Annotated in this window: 15 protein-coding genes; 8 read left to right on the top strand and 7 right to left on the bottom strand. The window is 54.3% G+C overall.

Going from position 1 to position 15,408, the window contains the following annotated elements:
- The first annotated feature begins 38 nt into the window (after positions 1–38).
- The 6 genes from lptF to rsmA are packed head-to-tail and all read left to right on the top strand — an operon-like array spanning position 39 to position 7,387.
- Positions 39–1,166, top strand: a complete 1,128-nt coding sequence (lptF, locus tag BVC71_RS04645; protein ID WP_086450425.1) for an LPS export ABC transporter permease LptF — start codon at positions 39–41, stop codon at positions 1,164–1,166.
- On the top strand, positions 1,163–2,257 hold the full coding sequence (gene lptG / locus BVC71_RS04640; protein WP_086450424.1) for an LPS export ABC transporter permease LptG: 1,095 nt from the start codon (positions 1,163–1,165) through the stop codon (positions 2,255–2,257). Before lptF ends, lptG begins: the two co-directional genes overlap by 4 nt.
- Entirely contained in the window at positions 2,257–4,347 is a 2,091-nt protein-coding gene (locus BVC71_RS04635; protein WP_086450423.1) for an LPS-assembly protein LptD, read from the top strand. Before lptG ends, BVC71_RS04635 begins: the two co-directional genes overlap by 1 nt.
- A gap of 10 nt (positions 4,348–4,357) precedes the next feature.
- Positions 4,358–5,554, top strand: a complete 1,197-nt coding sequence (locus BVC71_RS04630; RefSeq protein WP_086450422.1) for a peptidylprolyl isomerase — start codon at positions 4,358–4,360, stop codon at positions 5,552–5,554.
- Positions 5,551–6,516, top strand: coding sequence for a 4-hydroxythreonine-4-phosphate dehydrogenase PdxA (pdxA, locus tag BVC71_RS04625; protein WP_086450421.1), 966 nt, complete (start codon positions 5,551–5,553; stop codon positions 6,514–6,516). Before BVC71_RS04630 ends, pdxA begins: the two co-directional genes overlap by 4 nt.
- A 31-nt stretch (positions 6,517–6,547) precedes the next feature.
- Positions 6,548–7,387, top strand: a complete 840-nt coding sequence (rsmA, locus tag BVC71_RS04620) for a 16S rRNA (adenine(1518)-N(6)/adenine(1519)-N(6))-dimethyltransferase RsmA (RefSeq protein WP_086450420.1) — start codon at positions 6,548–6,550, stop codon at positions 7,385–7,387.
- Here the strand turns inward: rsmA and BVC71_RS04615 are convergent.
- From BVC71_RS04615 to BVC71_RS04585, 7 genes are all read right to left on the bottom strand, one after another.
- Positions 7,384–7,986, bottom strand: coding sequence for a DNA-3-methyladenine glycosylase I (locus tag BVC71_RS04615; protein WP_205905951.1), 603 nt, complete (start codon positions 7,984–7,986; stop codon positions 7,384–7,386). The two genes, rsmA and BVC71_RS04615, sit on opposite strands and share 4 nt — an antisense overlap.
- A 48-nt stretch (positions 7,987–8,034) precedes the next feature.
- Positions 8,035–8,604, bottom strand: a complete 570-nt coding sequence (locus BVC71_RS04610; protein WP_086450419.1) for a DUF4167 domain-containing protein — start codon at positions 8,602–8,604, stop codon at positions 8,035–8,037.
- 201 nt (positions 8,605–8,805) lie between these two features.
- Entirely contained in the window at positions 8,806–9,642 is an 837-nt protein-coding gene (prmC, locus tag BVC71_RS04605) for a peptide chain release factor N(5)-glutamine methyltransferase (RefSeq protein WP_086450418.1), read from the bottom strand.
- The gene (prfA, locus tag BVC71_RS04600; protein WP_086450417.1) at positions 9,639–10,694 is read right to left on the bottom strand and encodes a peptide chain release factor 1; all 1,056 of its coding nucleotides are present in this window, start codon (positions 10,692–10,694) and stop codon (positions 9,639–9,641) included. Before prfA ends, prmC begins: the two co-directional genes overlap by 4 nt.
- A 38-nt stretch (positions 10,695–10,732) precedes the next feature.
- Positions 10,733–11,155, bottom strand: coding sequence for a DUF1499 domain-containing protein (locus BVC71_RS04595; protein ID WP_086450416.1), 423 nt, complete (start codon positions 11,153–11,155; stop codon positions 10,733–10,735).
- Positions 11,152–12,114, bottom strand: coding sequence for an agmatinase (gene speB / locus BVC71_RS04590; protein WP_086450685.1), 963 nt, complete (start codon positions 12,112–12,114; stop codon positions 11,152–11,154). The genes BVC71_RS04595 and speB overlap by 4 nt, the downstream gene beginning before the upstream one ends.
- Before the next feature lie 57 nt (positions 12,115–12,171).
- Positions 12,172–13,335: a M20 aminoacylase family protein gene (locus BVC71_RS04585; protein ID WP_086450415.1), complete on the bottom strand. Its 1,164-nt coding sequence runs from the start codon at positions 13,333–13,335 to the stop codon at positions 12,172–12,174.
- 66 nt (positions 13,336–13,401) lie between these two features.
- Here BVC71_RS04585 and mazG point away from each other — a divergent pair, with 66 nt between their 5' ends.
- Together mazG and BVC71_RS04575 are read left to right on the top strand one after the other, a co-directional pair.
- Positions 13,402–14,235, top strand: coding sequence for a nucleoside triphosphate pyrophosphohydrolase (gene mazG, locus BVC71_RS04580; RefSeq protein WP_086450414.1), 834 nt, complete (start codon positions 13,402–13,404; stop codon positions 14,233–14,235).
- A gap of 91 nt (positions 14,236–14,326) precedes the next feature.
- Entirely contained in the window at positions 14,327–15,325 is a 999-nt protein-coding gene (locus tag BVC71_RS04575; protein WP_086450413.1) for a Fe(3+) ABC transporter substrate-binding protein, read from the top strand.
- Positions 15,326–15,408 lie beyond the last annotated feature (83 nt).

The following is a 15,408-nucleotide window of genomic DNA, read 5'->3' as shown; positions in this document are numbered from 1 at the left end:
CAGCCAATTAAGACCTATTACACATTTGGGGGAATGCAGTGCCACGTTTCGACAGATATTTGCTGTCGCAATTACTGACCGTGTTCGGCTTTTTCTCTCTCGTGCTGGTGATGGTTTACTGGATCCGCGCGGCGGTGACGCTGTTTGATCGCCTGATTTCGGATGGGCAATCGGCGCGCGTAGTGTTGGAGCTAACCGCACTGTCTTTGCCCAGTGTTATCCAGATTGTTCTACCTCTAGCGGCCTTTGCGGCGGCGGTCTATGTCACAAACCGCCTAACATCAGACAGTGAATTGGTCGTGATGCAAGGCACAGGCTTTTCGCCATTCCGCATGGTGCGCCCAGCACTGTTCTTTGGGATCATCATCACACTATTGACGATGGTCGTGACTCATTTTCTGGTTCCCGAAGCGGCATATACGATGCGGGTCCGCAACGCCGAAATCAGCCAAAACATCACTGCCCGCCTTTTGGTCGAGGGTCAATTTCAGACCCCCACAGATGATTTGACCGTCTACATTCGCGAAGTTACCCGCAACGGCGAATTGGTCGATCTATTTCTGTCTGACACCCGATCTGAAACCCAAGAGGTGATTTACACAGCGACCAAAGCCTATCTGATCCGAAACGAAAATGGCCCCCAGCTGGTTATGGTCGAAGGTCAGGCCCAAACGCTGGATTACGCAACCAATCGATTGATGGTCACAACCTTTGATGATTTTGCGTATGATTTAGGTGATCTGATCACGACATCAACGAACACGACGCGCCGCATATCGCATTACAACTCTATCGATTTGTGGTTCCCCTCTGACCAAGTGCTAGAGGACACAGGAAGAACCGCAGGCGTTTTGGCGATGGAGGCACACAGCCGAAACGCAGGTGCATTGCTAGCATTGGTTGGGGCTGTCTTGGGGGCGGCATCGTTGCTGGTTGGCGGGTTCAGCCGGTTTGGCGTTTGGAAACAGGTCGTCTTGGCAATCTTTTTGGTGATTGCTGTGAAATTCACTGAATCAATGGCCGCGAACGCCGCGCGGACCCAGCCAGAAAACTGGTTATTGCCCTACATCCCAATCGTTTTCGGTCTGGCGGTTTCATTCGGGCTGCTCGTCCTTGTAGCAAATCCAACCATGTTCAAACGCAGCAAAAGACAGGTGCTATCATGATTTTGCATCGTTATTTTGCCTGGCGTTTCATGATCACTTTGGGATCCGTTTTTGCGATCTTTGGGTTGATTTTGATCTTTGTCGAAATCGTTGACCGTTTGCGCGAATTTCAGAATGTCGACGCGACCTTTACTCAAATCCTAGGCATGGCGCTGTTAAATCTGCCTGTCGGGATTTACCGCATCATCCCGCTGCTGATTATCCTTGCCACCATTTGGCTGTTTCTGGGCCTTGCGCGTACATCCGAATTGGTTGTGACACGTTCGGCAGGTCGGTCCGCATTGCGGGCATTGATTGCACCATGTCTGCTGGCCTTTGTGTTGGGCCTTGCTGTCATCGGCATTCTAAACCCGATCGTCGCCGCCACGACCCGCGAATACGAAGTTCGAGAGGCCGCATTGAAAGGCACCGACACATCGTTTTCGTTGGCCGCTGATGGGTTGTGGATGCGTCAGGGGTCGCAAGAAACGCAAACCGTCATTCGCGCGGGCAGCAGCAGTTTGGACGGCACCGCGCTATCCAACGTCACCTTCCTGACGTTCAGCATCGGTAGCGGCCCTATACGCCGTATCGATGCTGAAAATGCGGAACTTGTAAACGGTGAATGGGCGATCACAAATGCAAAAGTTTGGCCGTTGCAAGGTGTCGACAACCCCGAAACCGCTGCAGAATTTTTCGAAATATATACCATTCCGTCAACTTTGACCGCCGACCAAATTCGCGACAGTTTTGGAACACCATCGTCGATCCCGATCTGGGACCTGCCGGGTTTCATCAACCGACTTCAAACTGCTGGATTTAGCGCAAGGCGCCATCAAGTTTGGCTGCAATCGGAACTGGCACAGCCACTTTTCCTTATTGCCATGGTAATGATCGGTGCCGCGTTTACCATGCGTCCACAACGCGGGGGGCGCACTGGTTTAATGGTGATGTACGCAATCTTGCTGAGCTTTACGTTGTATTTCCTGCGAAACTTTGCGCTTATCTTGGGCGAAAATGGACAAATTCCGGTGTTGTTGTCAGCTTGGGCGCCGCCGTTTGGCGCAATCGGCATCGCATTAGGCGTGCTTTTGCATTTGGAGGACGGATAATGCGCCGCCTAATCACCGCAATCCTTCTATCGCTTCCGCTGCCAGTTCATGCGCAGATGGCGGCAACGTTGCTGGCAGACAGCGTGACCGTGACCCCTGACGGAAAATTAACCGCCAGTGGCAACGTAGAGGTCATGTTTGAAGGCACCCACATGCAAGCTGCGGCGATCACCTATTCACAATCGACCGACAAGCTAGACATCACCGGACCCATTTTGATCAGCGCGCCGAACGGTGACGTCTTTACAGCCGATCAAGCACAGCTAAGCCCGACATTGGAAACGGGCCTATTGCTAAGTGCGCGGATGGTTTTGGACAATCAACTGCAACTGACCGCAGGCCGCATTGATCGCACTCAGGGTGACCTGACCCAATTTTCGCGCGTCGCTGCGACATCGTGCAATATTTGCAACGACCGCCCGCCTCTGTGGGAAATTCGCGCAAATCGCATTATTCACGATGAAAACGAACAGCAGCTATATTTGGAAAACGCGGTGATGCGCGTGCGCGGCGTCCCGATCTTTTGGCTGCCGTATATGCGGTTACCAGATCCATCGCTGGAACGCGCCACTGGATTTTTAGTGCCAAGCTACTCCTCGAATGACCTTCTAGGGACGGGCATTAAGATGCCTTACTTCATCCGCCTTGGGGACTACCGCGACCTCACGCTAACACCCTACATCAGCGCCGAAACCAAAACGTTAGAGGCGCGATATCGCCAAGCTTTTACAAACGGCGACATTACTATCAAAGCGGCGACCAGCCGTGACACGATCATCCCAGACACCCAGCGCGGATATATCGAACTTGACGGTCGTTTTGATCTGGCCCGCGGGTATGAATTGCGTTTCGGCGCAACAGGCGTGTCCGATATCAGCTACCTCAAACAATATGACTATTCGGACCAAGACCGCCTGAAGTCATTCGTTACGATCGACCGCTATACTGACGCAGGTTTTACTTTTGGCGAAATAGCCCTCTATCAGTCCACCATTGCCGGTGAAAACTCTAGCAGTTTGCCACCGTTCGTTATGTCATTTGCCACCGAAAAACAGCAGGAATTAATTGGCGGTAATTTGACCTTATCTGCCGACAGTGATCTGCATTTTCGATTTGGAACTGACGACAACGGTAATGCAGCCGATGTTTTGCGCATCGGCACCGCCGCAGATTGGAACCGAAACTGGGTGCTGCCTAATGGATTGGTGGTGGAATCTGATGTCGGGCTTCAGATTGACAGATGGGTCATTGAAAACGACCCAGATCAAGGCGGGACGCGCATCAGCCCCTCGGCGGCGATAACATTGCGATATCCCATGATGCGTGAAACCGTCTCTGGTGGTCAGGATCTACTGGAACCAATCATTATGATTGGATGGACCGGCGATTTCGGCGCGACCGTCCCTAACGAGGATAGCCTGTCAGCCGAATTAACCGAAACTAACTTATTCAAACTGTCGCGTTTTCCAGGCGATGACCGTATCGAAAACGGGGCACAGATCGCCTATGGTGGATCATGGCATCGGACATCTGGCAATGATTGGACTGCTCATGTTGTGATCGGCCAGATTATGCGGGAGACAGTTGCGGATTATTCGTCATCCTCGGGGCTGACAGGCCGTTCCTCTGACATTCTGGCTGCGGGTCAGTTTGCGATAAATGACGGACTGTATGTTCTGGGGCGTGCAGTATTTGATACCGATCTAAGCGCACAAAAATCTGAAATCCTAATCGGAACCGATGGCGATTATCTGGACCTATCGGCATCCTATGTTTGGCTGCCATTGGACACCGACGAAGGCCGCGATGATGATTTTTCGCAGTGGGCGATTGCCGCTGATTATCAGATAAACGACATTTGGTCTGTCGGTGCATCCGGTCGCTACGATGTAGCGGCTAATGATCCGGTCAAAGCAGGGCTATCCGTTGGCTGGCGTAATGAATGTGTCGAAGTCGAGCTTTCGGCCTCGCGCAGTTATACATCTTCGACTACTGTGGCTCCGACCACAGATTACAGTCTGACTATCGGGCTGGCAGGTTTCGGGACGGGCGCAACGTCGGTTCAATCCCGTCAGGCCTGTCGAAATTAACGAGGCGAAAATGAAATTGCTGAAATCGCTTGCTATTGCCGCAACCCTTGGACTGCCTTTCACGGTTCAGGCACAAGGATTGTTTTCCCCTGCGATTATCGTGAACGATAGCGCGATCACCGCTTATGAATTGGATCAGCGCACCCGCCTATTGGACCTGTTCGGCACGAATGGTGACATTGCGACCATCGCGCGCGAACAGTTGATTGATGATCGCCTTCGGTTGGATTTTGTTACCACGCGCGGTCTGACAATCACCGACGAAGCATTAAATAGCGCGATCGAAGAGTTCGCAGGACGTACGGGCCGTAACGTAGCCGAACTTACGGCGGCATTGGCATCCGAAGGTGTCGCCTACGAAACCCTGCGCGATTACGTAAAAGCAAACAGCGTGTGGCGTGATTACGTCCGCCGCACCTATGCATCTAACGTGACTGTTTCCGATTCAGACATCGATGCCGAAGTTGCGAATACCCTAGGGTCGACCAGCAGCCTGAGTGTTCTGCTGTCTGAAATCATCATTCCAGCGCCCGAAGACCAAATGGCCGAAGCGATGGCATTAGCCGAACGCATTAGCCAAATTCGGTCCACCAGCGAATTTTCCGCCGCAGCCGCCGAATATTCCGCTGTCCGGACCCGCGAAGATGGCGGTCGTTTGCCTTGGCGTTCGATCACTGAATTTCCCGAAGGTTTGCAAAATCTGCTGTCCAACCTGAAACCGGGCGAGGCAACACCGCCGCTGCAACTGGATGGCGCGATCGCCATTTTGCAGATGCGGTCGATCCGCGAAGCTTCGGGGGCGTTTATCGCGCCAACGCAAATCGAATATGCAATGCTGTCGCTGCCGAACAAAGCAGAGCTCCGCCAACAGATCACCGCAATTCCGCAAAAGGTCGATCGCTGCGATGATTTGTATACCGTAGCAAATGATTTTACAGGCGCATCTGTGGAACGCATCACCGCTGCGCCGTCTCAGATTGCTAACGATTTGGCATTGGAAATTGCCCGTTTGGATGTGTCGGAAATATCCACAGACCTTACCCGTAACAACAATCAAACCGCGGTTGTGGTGATGGTCTGTGACCGCTCGGCGGGTACTGTCGACCGCGAAGCGATCACTGCAAATGTCCGTAGCCAGATCCTAAATGGCTATGCTGACACGTTGTTAGCTGAATTACGCGACAATGCGGTGATTGTTTACAAATGACCGTTGCTATCAGTTGCGGAGAACCCGCCGGTATCGGACCCGAAATCGCTGCCAAAGCATGGGCCGCGCTAAAGTCCGATTTTCCGATGTTATGGATCGGTGACCCGACCCATTTACCTGCTGGGACGCCGTGGAAAGCCGTTGAAAACCCTGAACAAGCGGCATCGCTATCGCACGAATATCTACCGGTTCTGCCCAAAGATTTCGGTGCGCCATTAACCCATGGGACAGCGACCCCCGTTCATGCGGCGGGCGTCATCGATTCAATCGAAACAGGGGTTAATTTGGTCGGGTCTGACCAATGTAGCGCGATCTGTACCGCCCCGATCCATAAAAAGGCATTGGCCGACGGCGCAGGTTTCACTTACCCCGGCCATACCGAATTTCTGGCGGCTTTAGCAGGTGTGGATCAGGTCGTGATGATGTTGGCCAGCGACGCCATGCGTGTTGTACCAGCAACAATTCATATCGCGCTAGAGGATGTCCCGAACGCCTTTACCGCGACTGTTCTGACCGACACGGTTTTGATCACCCACGCAGCTTTGCGCCGCGATTTTGGCATCCCAAACCCGCGCATTGTCGTTGCGGGGCTGAATCCACATGCAGGCGAAGGCGGGAAAATGGGGATGCAGGAATTGGATTGGATGATCCCAACCGTCGAAGCCTTAGCCGCGCAGGGCATCGATATTCGCGGTCCCCTACCCGCCGACACAATGTTTCATGCAAGGGCGCGACAAACCTATGACGCAGCGATTTGCGGCTATCACGATCAGGCCCTTATCCCGATCAAGACAATTGATTTCGATAACGGTGTGAATGTGACCTTGGGCCTACCCTTTGTGCGGACATCGCCCGATCATGGGACCGCCTTTGATATCGCAGGCAAAGGGATTGCAAACCCATCGTCGATGATTGCTGCCCTGAAAATGGCCCATAAAATGGGAACGCAGCGCGGCGCTTGACCGCGCTGATAAAACCGCAGACAAGGCATCTATGGCCCGTATCGATAATCTACCGCCCCTTCGCGACGTGATCGCAACCCACCAGCTTTCTGCAAAGAAATCGCTGGGGCAAAACTTTTTGCTGGATCTTAATCTGACCGCAAAGATTGCACGTCAGGCAGGTGATTTGACCAATGCCGATGTGTTAGAGATCGGCCCCGGCCCCGGCGGTTTGACCCGAGGCCTTTTGGCCGAAGGCGCGCGCCGCGTTTTGGCCATCGAAAAGGATGCCCGCTGTTTACCTGCGTTGCAGGAAATTTCGGACGCCTACGACGGACGCTTGCAGGTCATCAATGGCGACGCGTTGGAAATCAATCCACTCGAACATCTAACGCCGCCTATTAAAATCGCTGCGAACTTGCCTTATAACGTGGGCACTGAATTGTTGGTGCGTTGGCTGACCCCTGACGTTTGGCCACCATTTTGGGACAGCCTGACCCTGATGTTCCAAAAAGAGGTCGCGCAGCGCATCGTCGCCGAACCAGGTAGCAAAGCCTATGGCCGTCTGGCGATCCTTGCCCAGTGGCGCACTGATGCGCGAATTGTGATCGACCTACCACCACAGGCCTTTACCCCACCGCCCAAGGTTTCTTCGGCCGTGGTGCATCTAAAAGCATTGCCAGAACCGCGCTATCCTGCGGATGCCACAACCTTGTCGCGCGTGGTCGCCGCTGCGTTTAACCAACGCCGAAAAATGTTACGCGCATCGCTGAAAGGCGCAGCGCCAGACATCGAAGATCATTTAATCGCTGCTGGCATAAAACCCACAGACCGCGCCGAACAGATCGGATTGGAACAGTTCTGCGCATTGGCTCGATCGATCAAAGGTTAAGGGCGATCAAACTCCGCCTGTGCTTTGGTTGCTGCATCGCGGTTTACGCACCCAACCGCATGATCATTTACCATTCCAGCGGCCTGCATAAACGCATAGGCTGTTGTGGGGCCAAAAAATTTCCAGCCGTCTTTTTTCATCTGTTTGGACATCGCTTGGGCTGCAGGTGACGTGCTGCGTTGTTCGGTCCCCGACCCCAAATCATTTGGATCGGCAAATGACCATAGATAACGCGCCAGTGATCCATAATCTTGCTGCGCGGCGATCGCCAAATTAGCGTTATTGATGGTGGCCGTAATTTTGCCGCGATGCCGGACAATCGATGCGTCCAACACCAACCGTTCCACATCACGATCATCAAACTGTGCAATCTTATGGAAATCAAAGTTGGTAAAACACGTTTTGAACCCGTCGCGTTTTTCCAAGATGGTCCGCCAACTTAGCCCAGATTGAAACGATTCCAGCGTCAGTTTTTCGAATAATTTCTGATCATCCGATACAGGCCAGCCCCAATCATCATCATGATATGAGATGTAGCCGTCCGTTGCGGTGCACCACGCGCATCGCGCATGACCATCTGATGTGACCTGAGTGTCCAAAACCTTCCCCCCATAAAAAAACCCGATCAAAACTGACCGGGTTTTTGTTTATTCTGCTGCCGCCGCGCTATCATCCGCAGGTTTTGCAGGGGCGTCAGCCTCTGGTTTTGGTCGCGGTTTGCGGGCACGTGGCTTACGTGCTGGTTTTTTCTTTTCCTCGGCTGGTGCCGCTGGTTTATCGGCGCTTTCTGGCGTCTCCACCAAACCGCTGTCAGTGTTTTCAGAGGCTTGCGCTTCGACAACATCGGGTTGTTCGCCCGAACCGTTTGCGGCCTCTTCTTGGGCTTTCAAACGCTCTGCGCGTTCGCGGTCACGTTCGGCCTGACGCTGACGATTTGCTTCTTCTTGCTCTTCGCGTGCTTTTTCAACTTCACGCTGGGCTTCGGCCAAAAGACGCAGATAGTGTTCTGCGTGCTGGGCAAAGTTTTCAGCAGCAACACGGTCGCCCGACAATTGGGCGTCACGGTGTAACTGGTTATATTTATCAATGATTTGCTGCGGCGTGCCGCGAACTTTGCCGTCCGGACCAGAGCTGTCAAAGACGCGGTTGATAATGTTACCGCCCGAAGGACGATTATTGCGGTTCTTACCGCGCGACCGGGATTTCGATGATCTCATGAACGTGCTTTCGTGCAGCGTAATATGCGTTGCGCTCTGGCGTTTCCCCCAGCGGGGAACAAAATGCCGTGCGATGTTCTGGCTAATATCGTCGGGGGGCCAAGGCCACCAACCGTGCGATGTGTCTGAGTAAACAAAGCTGGTCAGGAATGACAAGCCTTAATTACCTAAAATCACCTTTTTTGGATGTTTTATATTCTTTTAAGACGGTTTTACGGCACAAACGACACGGTCGCGCCCATCAAGGTCTTGAATGACCTGAACTTGTCCAAACCCAGCCGCCGTTAGCAATTGCGATACAGGAGCCCCCTGCGTTGGTCCGATTTCGAAAATAATACGGCCCTCGGCCACCAGATAATCAGGCGCACGCGCTACGATTTCACGATAGGCACTTAGCCCATCTACACCATCCGTCAGCGCCATATGCGGTTCAAAATCATGCACTTCAGGCGATAGATCGGACATCTCAACAGGCGCAATATAGGGCGGGTTCGACACAATCAGATCGACTTGGCCTTGCAACCCGTCAAACCACGATGACCGCAGCACGGCTGCGCGATGCTCCAACCCCAGCGCAATCGCGTTTTGTTCTGCGATCAAACAAGCGTCTTCAGACAGATCAATGCCGATGCCTTGGGCACCTTCTGTTTCGGCCAGCAACGTCAGCAAAATACAGCCCGACCCAGTGCCCAGATCGATGACACCGCCATAGGGCTGTTGCAACGCAACCTCGATCAAGATTTCGGTTTCGGGGCGCGGGTCTAGTACGTGGCGGTTCACCTTGAATTTACGGCCGTAAAATTCGCGATAGCCCAGAATGTGCGACACGGGTTCACGCGCGGCGCGGCGTTGTAGAACGGCGGCGAAACGCGCCTCTGCGGCTTCGGTGACTTCCTCTGGTAAGATCAGTGTCAAACGCCCCGCGTCAACGCCCGTGGCATGAGCCAACAAACGGCGCGCATCGCGCGGCGCATTTGGCACGCCCGCATCCGTTAGCTGGCGCACGCCTTTGGCTAGCAGTACCGAACCCGTGGTCATCCGTTCAACTCTGCCAACATGGTGGCTTGAGCATCAGCGATCAGCGCATCAATGGTTTCTTCCAGATCGCCCTGCATGACCTTATCCAGCGAATACAGCGTCAGGTTAATGCGGTGATCCGTCATACGGCCCTGCGGGAAATTATAGGTACGGATGCGTTCAGAACGATCGCCCGATCCCACCTGACTTTTGCGGCTTTCGGACCGTTCGTCATGTGCCTTTTGGCGTTCCAGATCGAACAGGCGCGTTTTCAGAACCTGCATCGCAATTTCGCGGTTACGGTGCTGCGATTTTTCCGAACTGGTCACAACAATGCCCGACGGGATGTGCGTGATCCGTACCGCGGAATCGGTGGTGTTCACGTGCTGACCACCCGCGCCCGATGACCGCATGGTATCAATGCGAATGTCATTGGCGTTGATCTGAATGTCCACGTCCTCTGCCTCTGGCAACACAGCGACCGTCGCGGCCGAGGTATGGATACGCCCGCCGCTTTCTGTTTCCGGAACGCGCTGAACGCGGTGGACGCCGGATTCGTATTTCATGCGGGCGAAAACGCCATCACCTGCGATACGCGCGACGACCTCTTTGATACCGCCTAATTCGGTTTCCGACTGTTCTAGGATTTCGAATTTCCAACCCTGATCTTCGGAATAGCGCTGATACATGCGCAACAGATCACCAGCGAACAGCGATGCTTCATCCCCGCCTGTCCCCGGGCGGATTTCCATAATCGCAGGGCGGCCATCGGCGGCATCTTTGGGCAGCAGAGCCAGCTGAACATCATGTTCCGCCGTTTCCAACGCGGTGCGCAGCTCTGGCAGTTCTTCTTCGGCCAAGGCGCGCATGTCGGGGTCCGACATCATTTCTTCGGCCTCGGCGATGTCGGCGACAATCTGACGGTAGCCCTGAACGGTTTTCACCACAGGTTCCAATTCCGAATATTCGCGCGACAGGGCCGCGATTTCGGATGGGTCAACACCGCCGTTCAGTTTCGCCTCTAGAAACTGAAAGCGTGAAATAATCTGGTCGAGTTTATCACTAGGTATCATGGTTCACTGCAATGGCGCAGGCCCCGCGCGGCGTCAAGTCAGCTTAGCCCCGCAACGGTCAGCCATTCGGTCACGCGCCGCTGATTTACGCCCAGATCGCTACGGCCAAACCGTAAATGGCCAGACACAACCAACAGACCTTCATCGTTGATATAGACGTTCGTGTAATCAGGAAATCCCCAGAGCGCACTGCGAGTTACAAACAGCATATGCCCATCTTGCACCGACCCTGCAAACAACCCTGTCCGATCTGTGGCGAGTGCTGCGGCCTTGATCCGTTCCAACGCGTCTGTCGTGTTTTCACGCACGATCGCGTACCCGCCGTCTAAAGGATATTCACCGATCCCGCCCGTATCTGCGGCATCGTTTCGTTTGAAAAATCGCTGCGCGTCTAATGGGGCCAACCGAACATAGGCGGCAAACCCCAAAAACAGCGCGACAATCAAAGCAACAATTTTCATTTACGTTTATTCCATAGGTTCAGACAGCACAGCTCCATCGCGACATGGGCGCCTGCGACGGCTGTGATGTTACCGTGATCAAATGGGGGCGACACCTCAACCACATCGCCGCCGACCATGTTGATCCCCGCCAGATCGCGCAACAACGCTGCTGCCTGCCAACTGGCCAATCCGCCCCAAACGGGCGTTCCCGTACCAGGCGCAAACGCTGGATCCAGCGCGTCGATGTCAAAGGTCACATAGGTCGGGTTTTGCCCTACGATGGATTTCGCCCGTTCAATGACCCAAGGCAGACCCATTTCATGCACCGACCGCGCGTCGATATAGTGCATCCCCAGGTAATCGTCGCATTCGGTGCGGATACCAATCTGAACAGACCGTTTGGGATCTACATAGCCTAGTTTCACGGCCTTATACATAAACGTGCCGTGGTCGATCCGGTCGAAATCATCGTCGGCCCATAGGTCGGAATGTGCATCGAACTGGATCACGGACATTGGCCCGTATTTTTCAGCGTAGGCCTTTAGGATCGGCAAAGTGATCGAATGATCGCCGCCCAGCGTTACCGAAGCCGCGCCTGCCGACAAAATCGTGCTGATATGATCCGTCAGCAGCGGCGGAAAACTGGGCGTATGTGCGTAATCAAACGCCAAATCGCCATAGTCGATGATCGAAAAATCGCCCAGCGGATCAAATCCCCATCCAATGGGCGGATCATAGGGCTGTAGGGTCGATGCTTCGCGGATTGCGCGGGGGCCAAAACGGGTGCCTGTGCGGTTCGTCACCGCCTGATCGAACGGAACGCCCGTGACCGCGATATCAACGCCAGTCAGATCTTTGGAATATTCGCGGCGCAAAAACGACGTCGCCCCGCCAAAGGCGTTTTCATAGGCCAACCCTTTGCGATCTTTGCGCGTAAATGCCAAATCGATCTGTTTTTTTGCGTCTTCCAGCGCCATGACGGCCCCCATCTAAAAATTTGATCAAATCCAATTGGCCGATTTCACAGCCACGGGTCAACCCCTAGGTTGGGCCATTTCGACCAACCGCGCGAAATAGCTGGCTCCATACGGTGCAGAGCGGTCATCAAAGTTGAATTTCGGGTGATGCACCTGTGCTGTATCCCCATTGCCTAGGAACAGATAAGCCCCAGGACGGTTTTCTAGGAAGAAGGAAAAATCCTCGGCGCCCATTTCTTTGTGGCCTTTGTCGTCGACTTTATCATCGCCAACAATCGACCGCGCAACGCAGGTAGCAAATTCAGTTTCGGCCTCGTCATTGATGGTGGGCGGATAGTCATCCAGATAATCCAGCTCTGCCTCGACCCCATAGGCGGCTGCGGTGCCTGCAACGATTTCCGCCAAACGGCGTTTGACCATGCCCTGCACATCACGGCCAAAGGTGCGGACAGTGCCATTAATATAGGCCGTGTCAGGGATGATATTGTCGGCCGAACCTGTGTGGATTTGAGAGACAGAAACGACCAAATCATCCTCTGCCGCGCGGCTGCGGCTGACAATCGTCTGAATGGCTGTTGTGATGGCGCAGGCTGCAACGATCGGATCGCGAGCAGCTTCGTGGTGGGCGACGTGACCGCCGACACCTTTGACATGAATATCGAATGCATCCACCGCGGCCATAATCGGTCCGGGGGTCGTATAGAATTCCCCCAACGCCACGCCGGGCCGTGTGTGCAAGGCAAAGATGCGGGAAATGTTGAAACGATCCAACACGCCCTCTTTCACCATGACGCCTGCGCCGCCGCCAGCCTCTTCGGCTGGTTGGAAAATCAAGGCAACGCGGCCCGCAAAATTGCGCGTCTCTGCCAGATATTTCGCGGCGCCCAGCAACATCGCCGTGTGCCCATCGTGCCCGCAAGCGTGCATTTTTCCGTGGTGGACGGATTCGTATTCCACCCCCGTATCTTCGATAATCGGCAACGCATCCATATCCGCGCGCAGGCCAATCGTGGCTCCATCACCCTGCCCTTCGATAATCGCGACAACGCCGCTGGTCGCGATGCCTGTGTGAATGTCCGTGATGCCAAATTCGCGCAGACGATCTACAACAAAGGCCGCCGTATTATGGCAATCGAACCCCAGTTCGGGATGTTTGTGCAGATGCTGACGCCATTCGGCCATGTCGGCGGCGAAATCAGCGATGCGGTTCAATACGGGCATGGGTGGACTCTTGGGATTGTGTGAATACCTTTGGGCTGACCAAACTCTAATTTTCGGTGGGCCGCAATGAACCAATCCCAATCTGACGCAATCGTGCATGATCCAAACGGCGGGATGGAGCGTCTGATCGAAATCATGCGCCGCCTGCGCGACCCCAAAGGCGGCTGCCCATGGGACGTGGAACAGAATTTCGCGTCCATCGCGCCCTACACGATCGAAGAGGCCTATGAGGTCGCCGATGCTATCGAACGCAACGCATGGGACGAACTGCGCGGCGAATTGGGCGATCTGCTGTTTCAATCGGTGTTCCACGCCCAAATGGCGGATGAGGCTGGGTATTTCGACATCAACGACGTGATCAAATCGATCAGTGATAAAATGGTATCCCGCCACCCCCATGTGTTCGGTAGCGAAGGCAATGATTTTTCCGCCGACGATCAGGTCGACAGATGGGAGGCCGTAAAGGCCGCAGAGCGCGCCGCCAAATCCGAAACCCGCGTATTGGACGGCGTCGCCCCCGGATTGCCCGCCCTACTGCGCGCGATGAAATTGCAAAAACGCGCCGCGCGGGTCGGATTCGATTGGCCATCCACCGATGAAGTCATCGACAAAATCATCGAAGAATCCAAAGAATTGGTCGAAGCCCGCGACACTCTGACCCAAGACGAGGTCGAAGAGGAAATGGGCGATCTGCTGTTCGTCATGGCGAACCTTGCACGGCACATGAACGTCGACCCAGAGGCCGCCCTACGCCGCACCAACGCAAAATTCATACGCCGCTTCAATGCGGTAGAGGACGCCCTAAACGCCAAAGGGTCATCACCCGAACACAGCAACCTAGAGGAAATGGACGCCCTGTGGGATGCCGCCAAACAGGCAGAGAAGGCCGAACCAAGATAAGAAAATATATTCCGACCATTAGATTCAGGTATTGACCCGATTAATTTAGTCAGGTTTAAGGCGCCCAACCTAAACCAAAGGAATAAATACGATGCTTCGCTCGCTTCTACTTACCGCTGCTACCATTTCGGCCGCTCCGGCATTCGCTGATGTGAACATTTACACCACTCGTCAGCCAGAACTGATCCAGCCTGTGATCGACGCGTTCACCGCTGAAACCGGAATCGCTGTTAATCTGGCATTCGTATCCGATGGTCTGCCAGAGCGCCTGAAGGCCGAAGGTTCCCGTTCGCCCGCGGATCTGGTCATGACCGTTGATATCGCGAACCTGCAGCAGATCGTTGATGCGGACGTGATCCAACCAGTAGATAGCGAAGTTCTGGCAGCGGCTGTTCCTGCTGAACTGCGCAGCCCTGAAAACCTGTGGTTCGCGCTGACCACCCGCGCTCGTATCGTATACGCATCGCGTGACCGCGTTGCCGAAGGCGAAGTCACCACCTACGAAGATCTGGCAGACCCAAAATGGGAAGGCCGTATCTGCACCCGTTCGGGCGTTCACAACTATAACTTGGCGCTGGTTTCGGGCATCATCGAACACCACGGTGTTGAATACGCAAAAGAATGGGCAGAAGCCGTTCGCGCAAACCTAGCCCGCAAACCAGAAGGCAACGACCGCGCGCAGGTTCGTGCAATCTGGGCTGGCGAATGTGACATTTCGCTGGGCAACACCTACTACATGGGCAAAATGCTGTCCGACGAAGAACAGACCGAATGGGCAAACTCTGTCCGCATCGAATTCCCAGTATTCGAAGGCGCAGGCACCCACATCAACGTGTCCGGCATCGCGATGACCAAAGCTGCGCCAAACAAAGAAGAAGCGCTGCAGCTGATGGAATTCCTGGTTTCGCCAGCGGCTCAGGCGATCTATGCCGAAGAAAACTTTGAATACCCAGTACTGGAAAGCGCAGAGCTGTCCGAACTGGTTGCAGGCTGGGGCACATTCGACGCCGACACCGTGAGCCTGACCGATCTGGCAGGTCACCGCGCCGAAGCCCTGCGCGTGATGGAAGAAGTCAACTTCGACGGCTAATCGCCTGTCAGTTATGAATTTTATAAAACCGGGGCCAAAAGCTCCGGTTTTATTGCGTCAGCCTGCCGCAAAGCGAAACCAAT

The organism is Marivivens niveibacter, from assembly GCF_002150005.2.
Taxonomy (GTDB): Bacteria; Pseudomonadota; Alphaproteobacteria; order Rhodobacterales; family Rhodobacteraceae; genus Marivivens; species Marivivens niveibacter.
This window is presented reverse-complemented; position numbering and strand designations above follow the sequence as displayed.

Bases quoted from the DNA above. Each gene is read 5' to 3' on its own strand.
- lptG (WP_086450424.1), top strand. From the start codon at position 1,163: ATGATTTTGCATCGTTATTTTGCCTGGCGTTTCATGATCACTTTGGGA.
- BVC71_RS04635 (WP_086450423.1), top strand. From the start codon at position 2,257: ATGCGCCGCCTAATCACCGCAATCCTTCTATCGCTTCCGCTGCCAGTT.
- BVC71_RS04630 (WP_086450422.1), top strand. From the start codon at position 4,358: ATGAAATTGCTGAAATCGCTTGCTATTGCCGCAACCCTTGGACTGCCT.
- pdxA (WP_086450421.1), top strand. From the start codon at position 5,551: ATGACCGTTGCTATCAGTTGCGGAGAACCCGCCGGTATCGGACCCGAA.
- rsmA (WP_086450420.1), top strand. From the start codon at position 6,548: ATGGCCCGTATCGATAATCTACCGCCCCTTCGCGACGTGATCGCAACC.
- BVC71_RS04610 (WP_086450419.1), bottom strand. From the start codon at position 8,604: ATGAGATCATCGAAATCCCGGTCGCGCGGTAAGAACCGCAATAATCGT.
- prmC (WP_086450418.1), bottom strand. From the start codon at position 9,642: ATGACCACGGGTTCGGTACTGCTAGCCAAAGGCGTGCGCCAGCTAACG.
- prfA (WP_086450417.1), bottom strand. From the start codon at position 10,694: ATGATACCTAGTGATAAACTCGACCAGATTATTTCACGCTTTCAGTTT.
- BVC71_RS04595 (WP_086450416.1), bottom strand. From the start codon at position 11,155: ATGAAAATTGTTGCTTTGATTGTCGCGCTGTTTTTGGGGTTTGCCGCC.
- speB (WP_086450685.1), bottom strand. From the start codon at position 12,114: ATGGCGCTGGAAGACGCAAAAAAACAGATCGATTTGGCATTTACGCGC.
- BVC71_RS04585 (WP_086450415.1), bottom strand. From the start codon at position 13,335: ATGCCCGTATTGAACCGCATCGCTGATTTCGCCGCCGACATGGCCGAA.
- mazG (WP_086450414.1), top strand. From the start codon at position 13,402: ATGAACCAATCCCAATCTGACGCAATCGTGCATGATCCAAACGGCGGG.
- BVC71_RS04575 (WP_086450413.1), top strand. From the start codon at position 14,327: ATGCTTCGCTCGCTTCTACTTACCGCTGCTACCATTTCGGCCGCTCCG.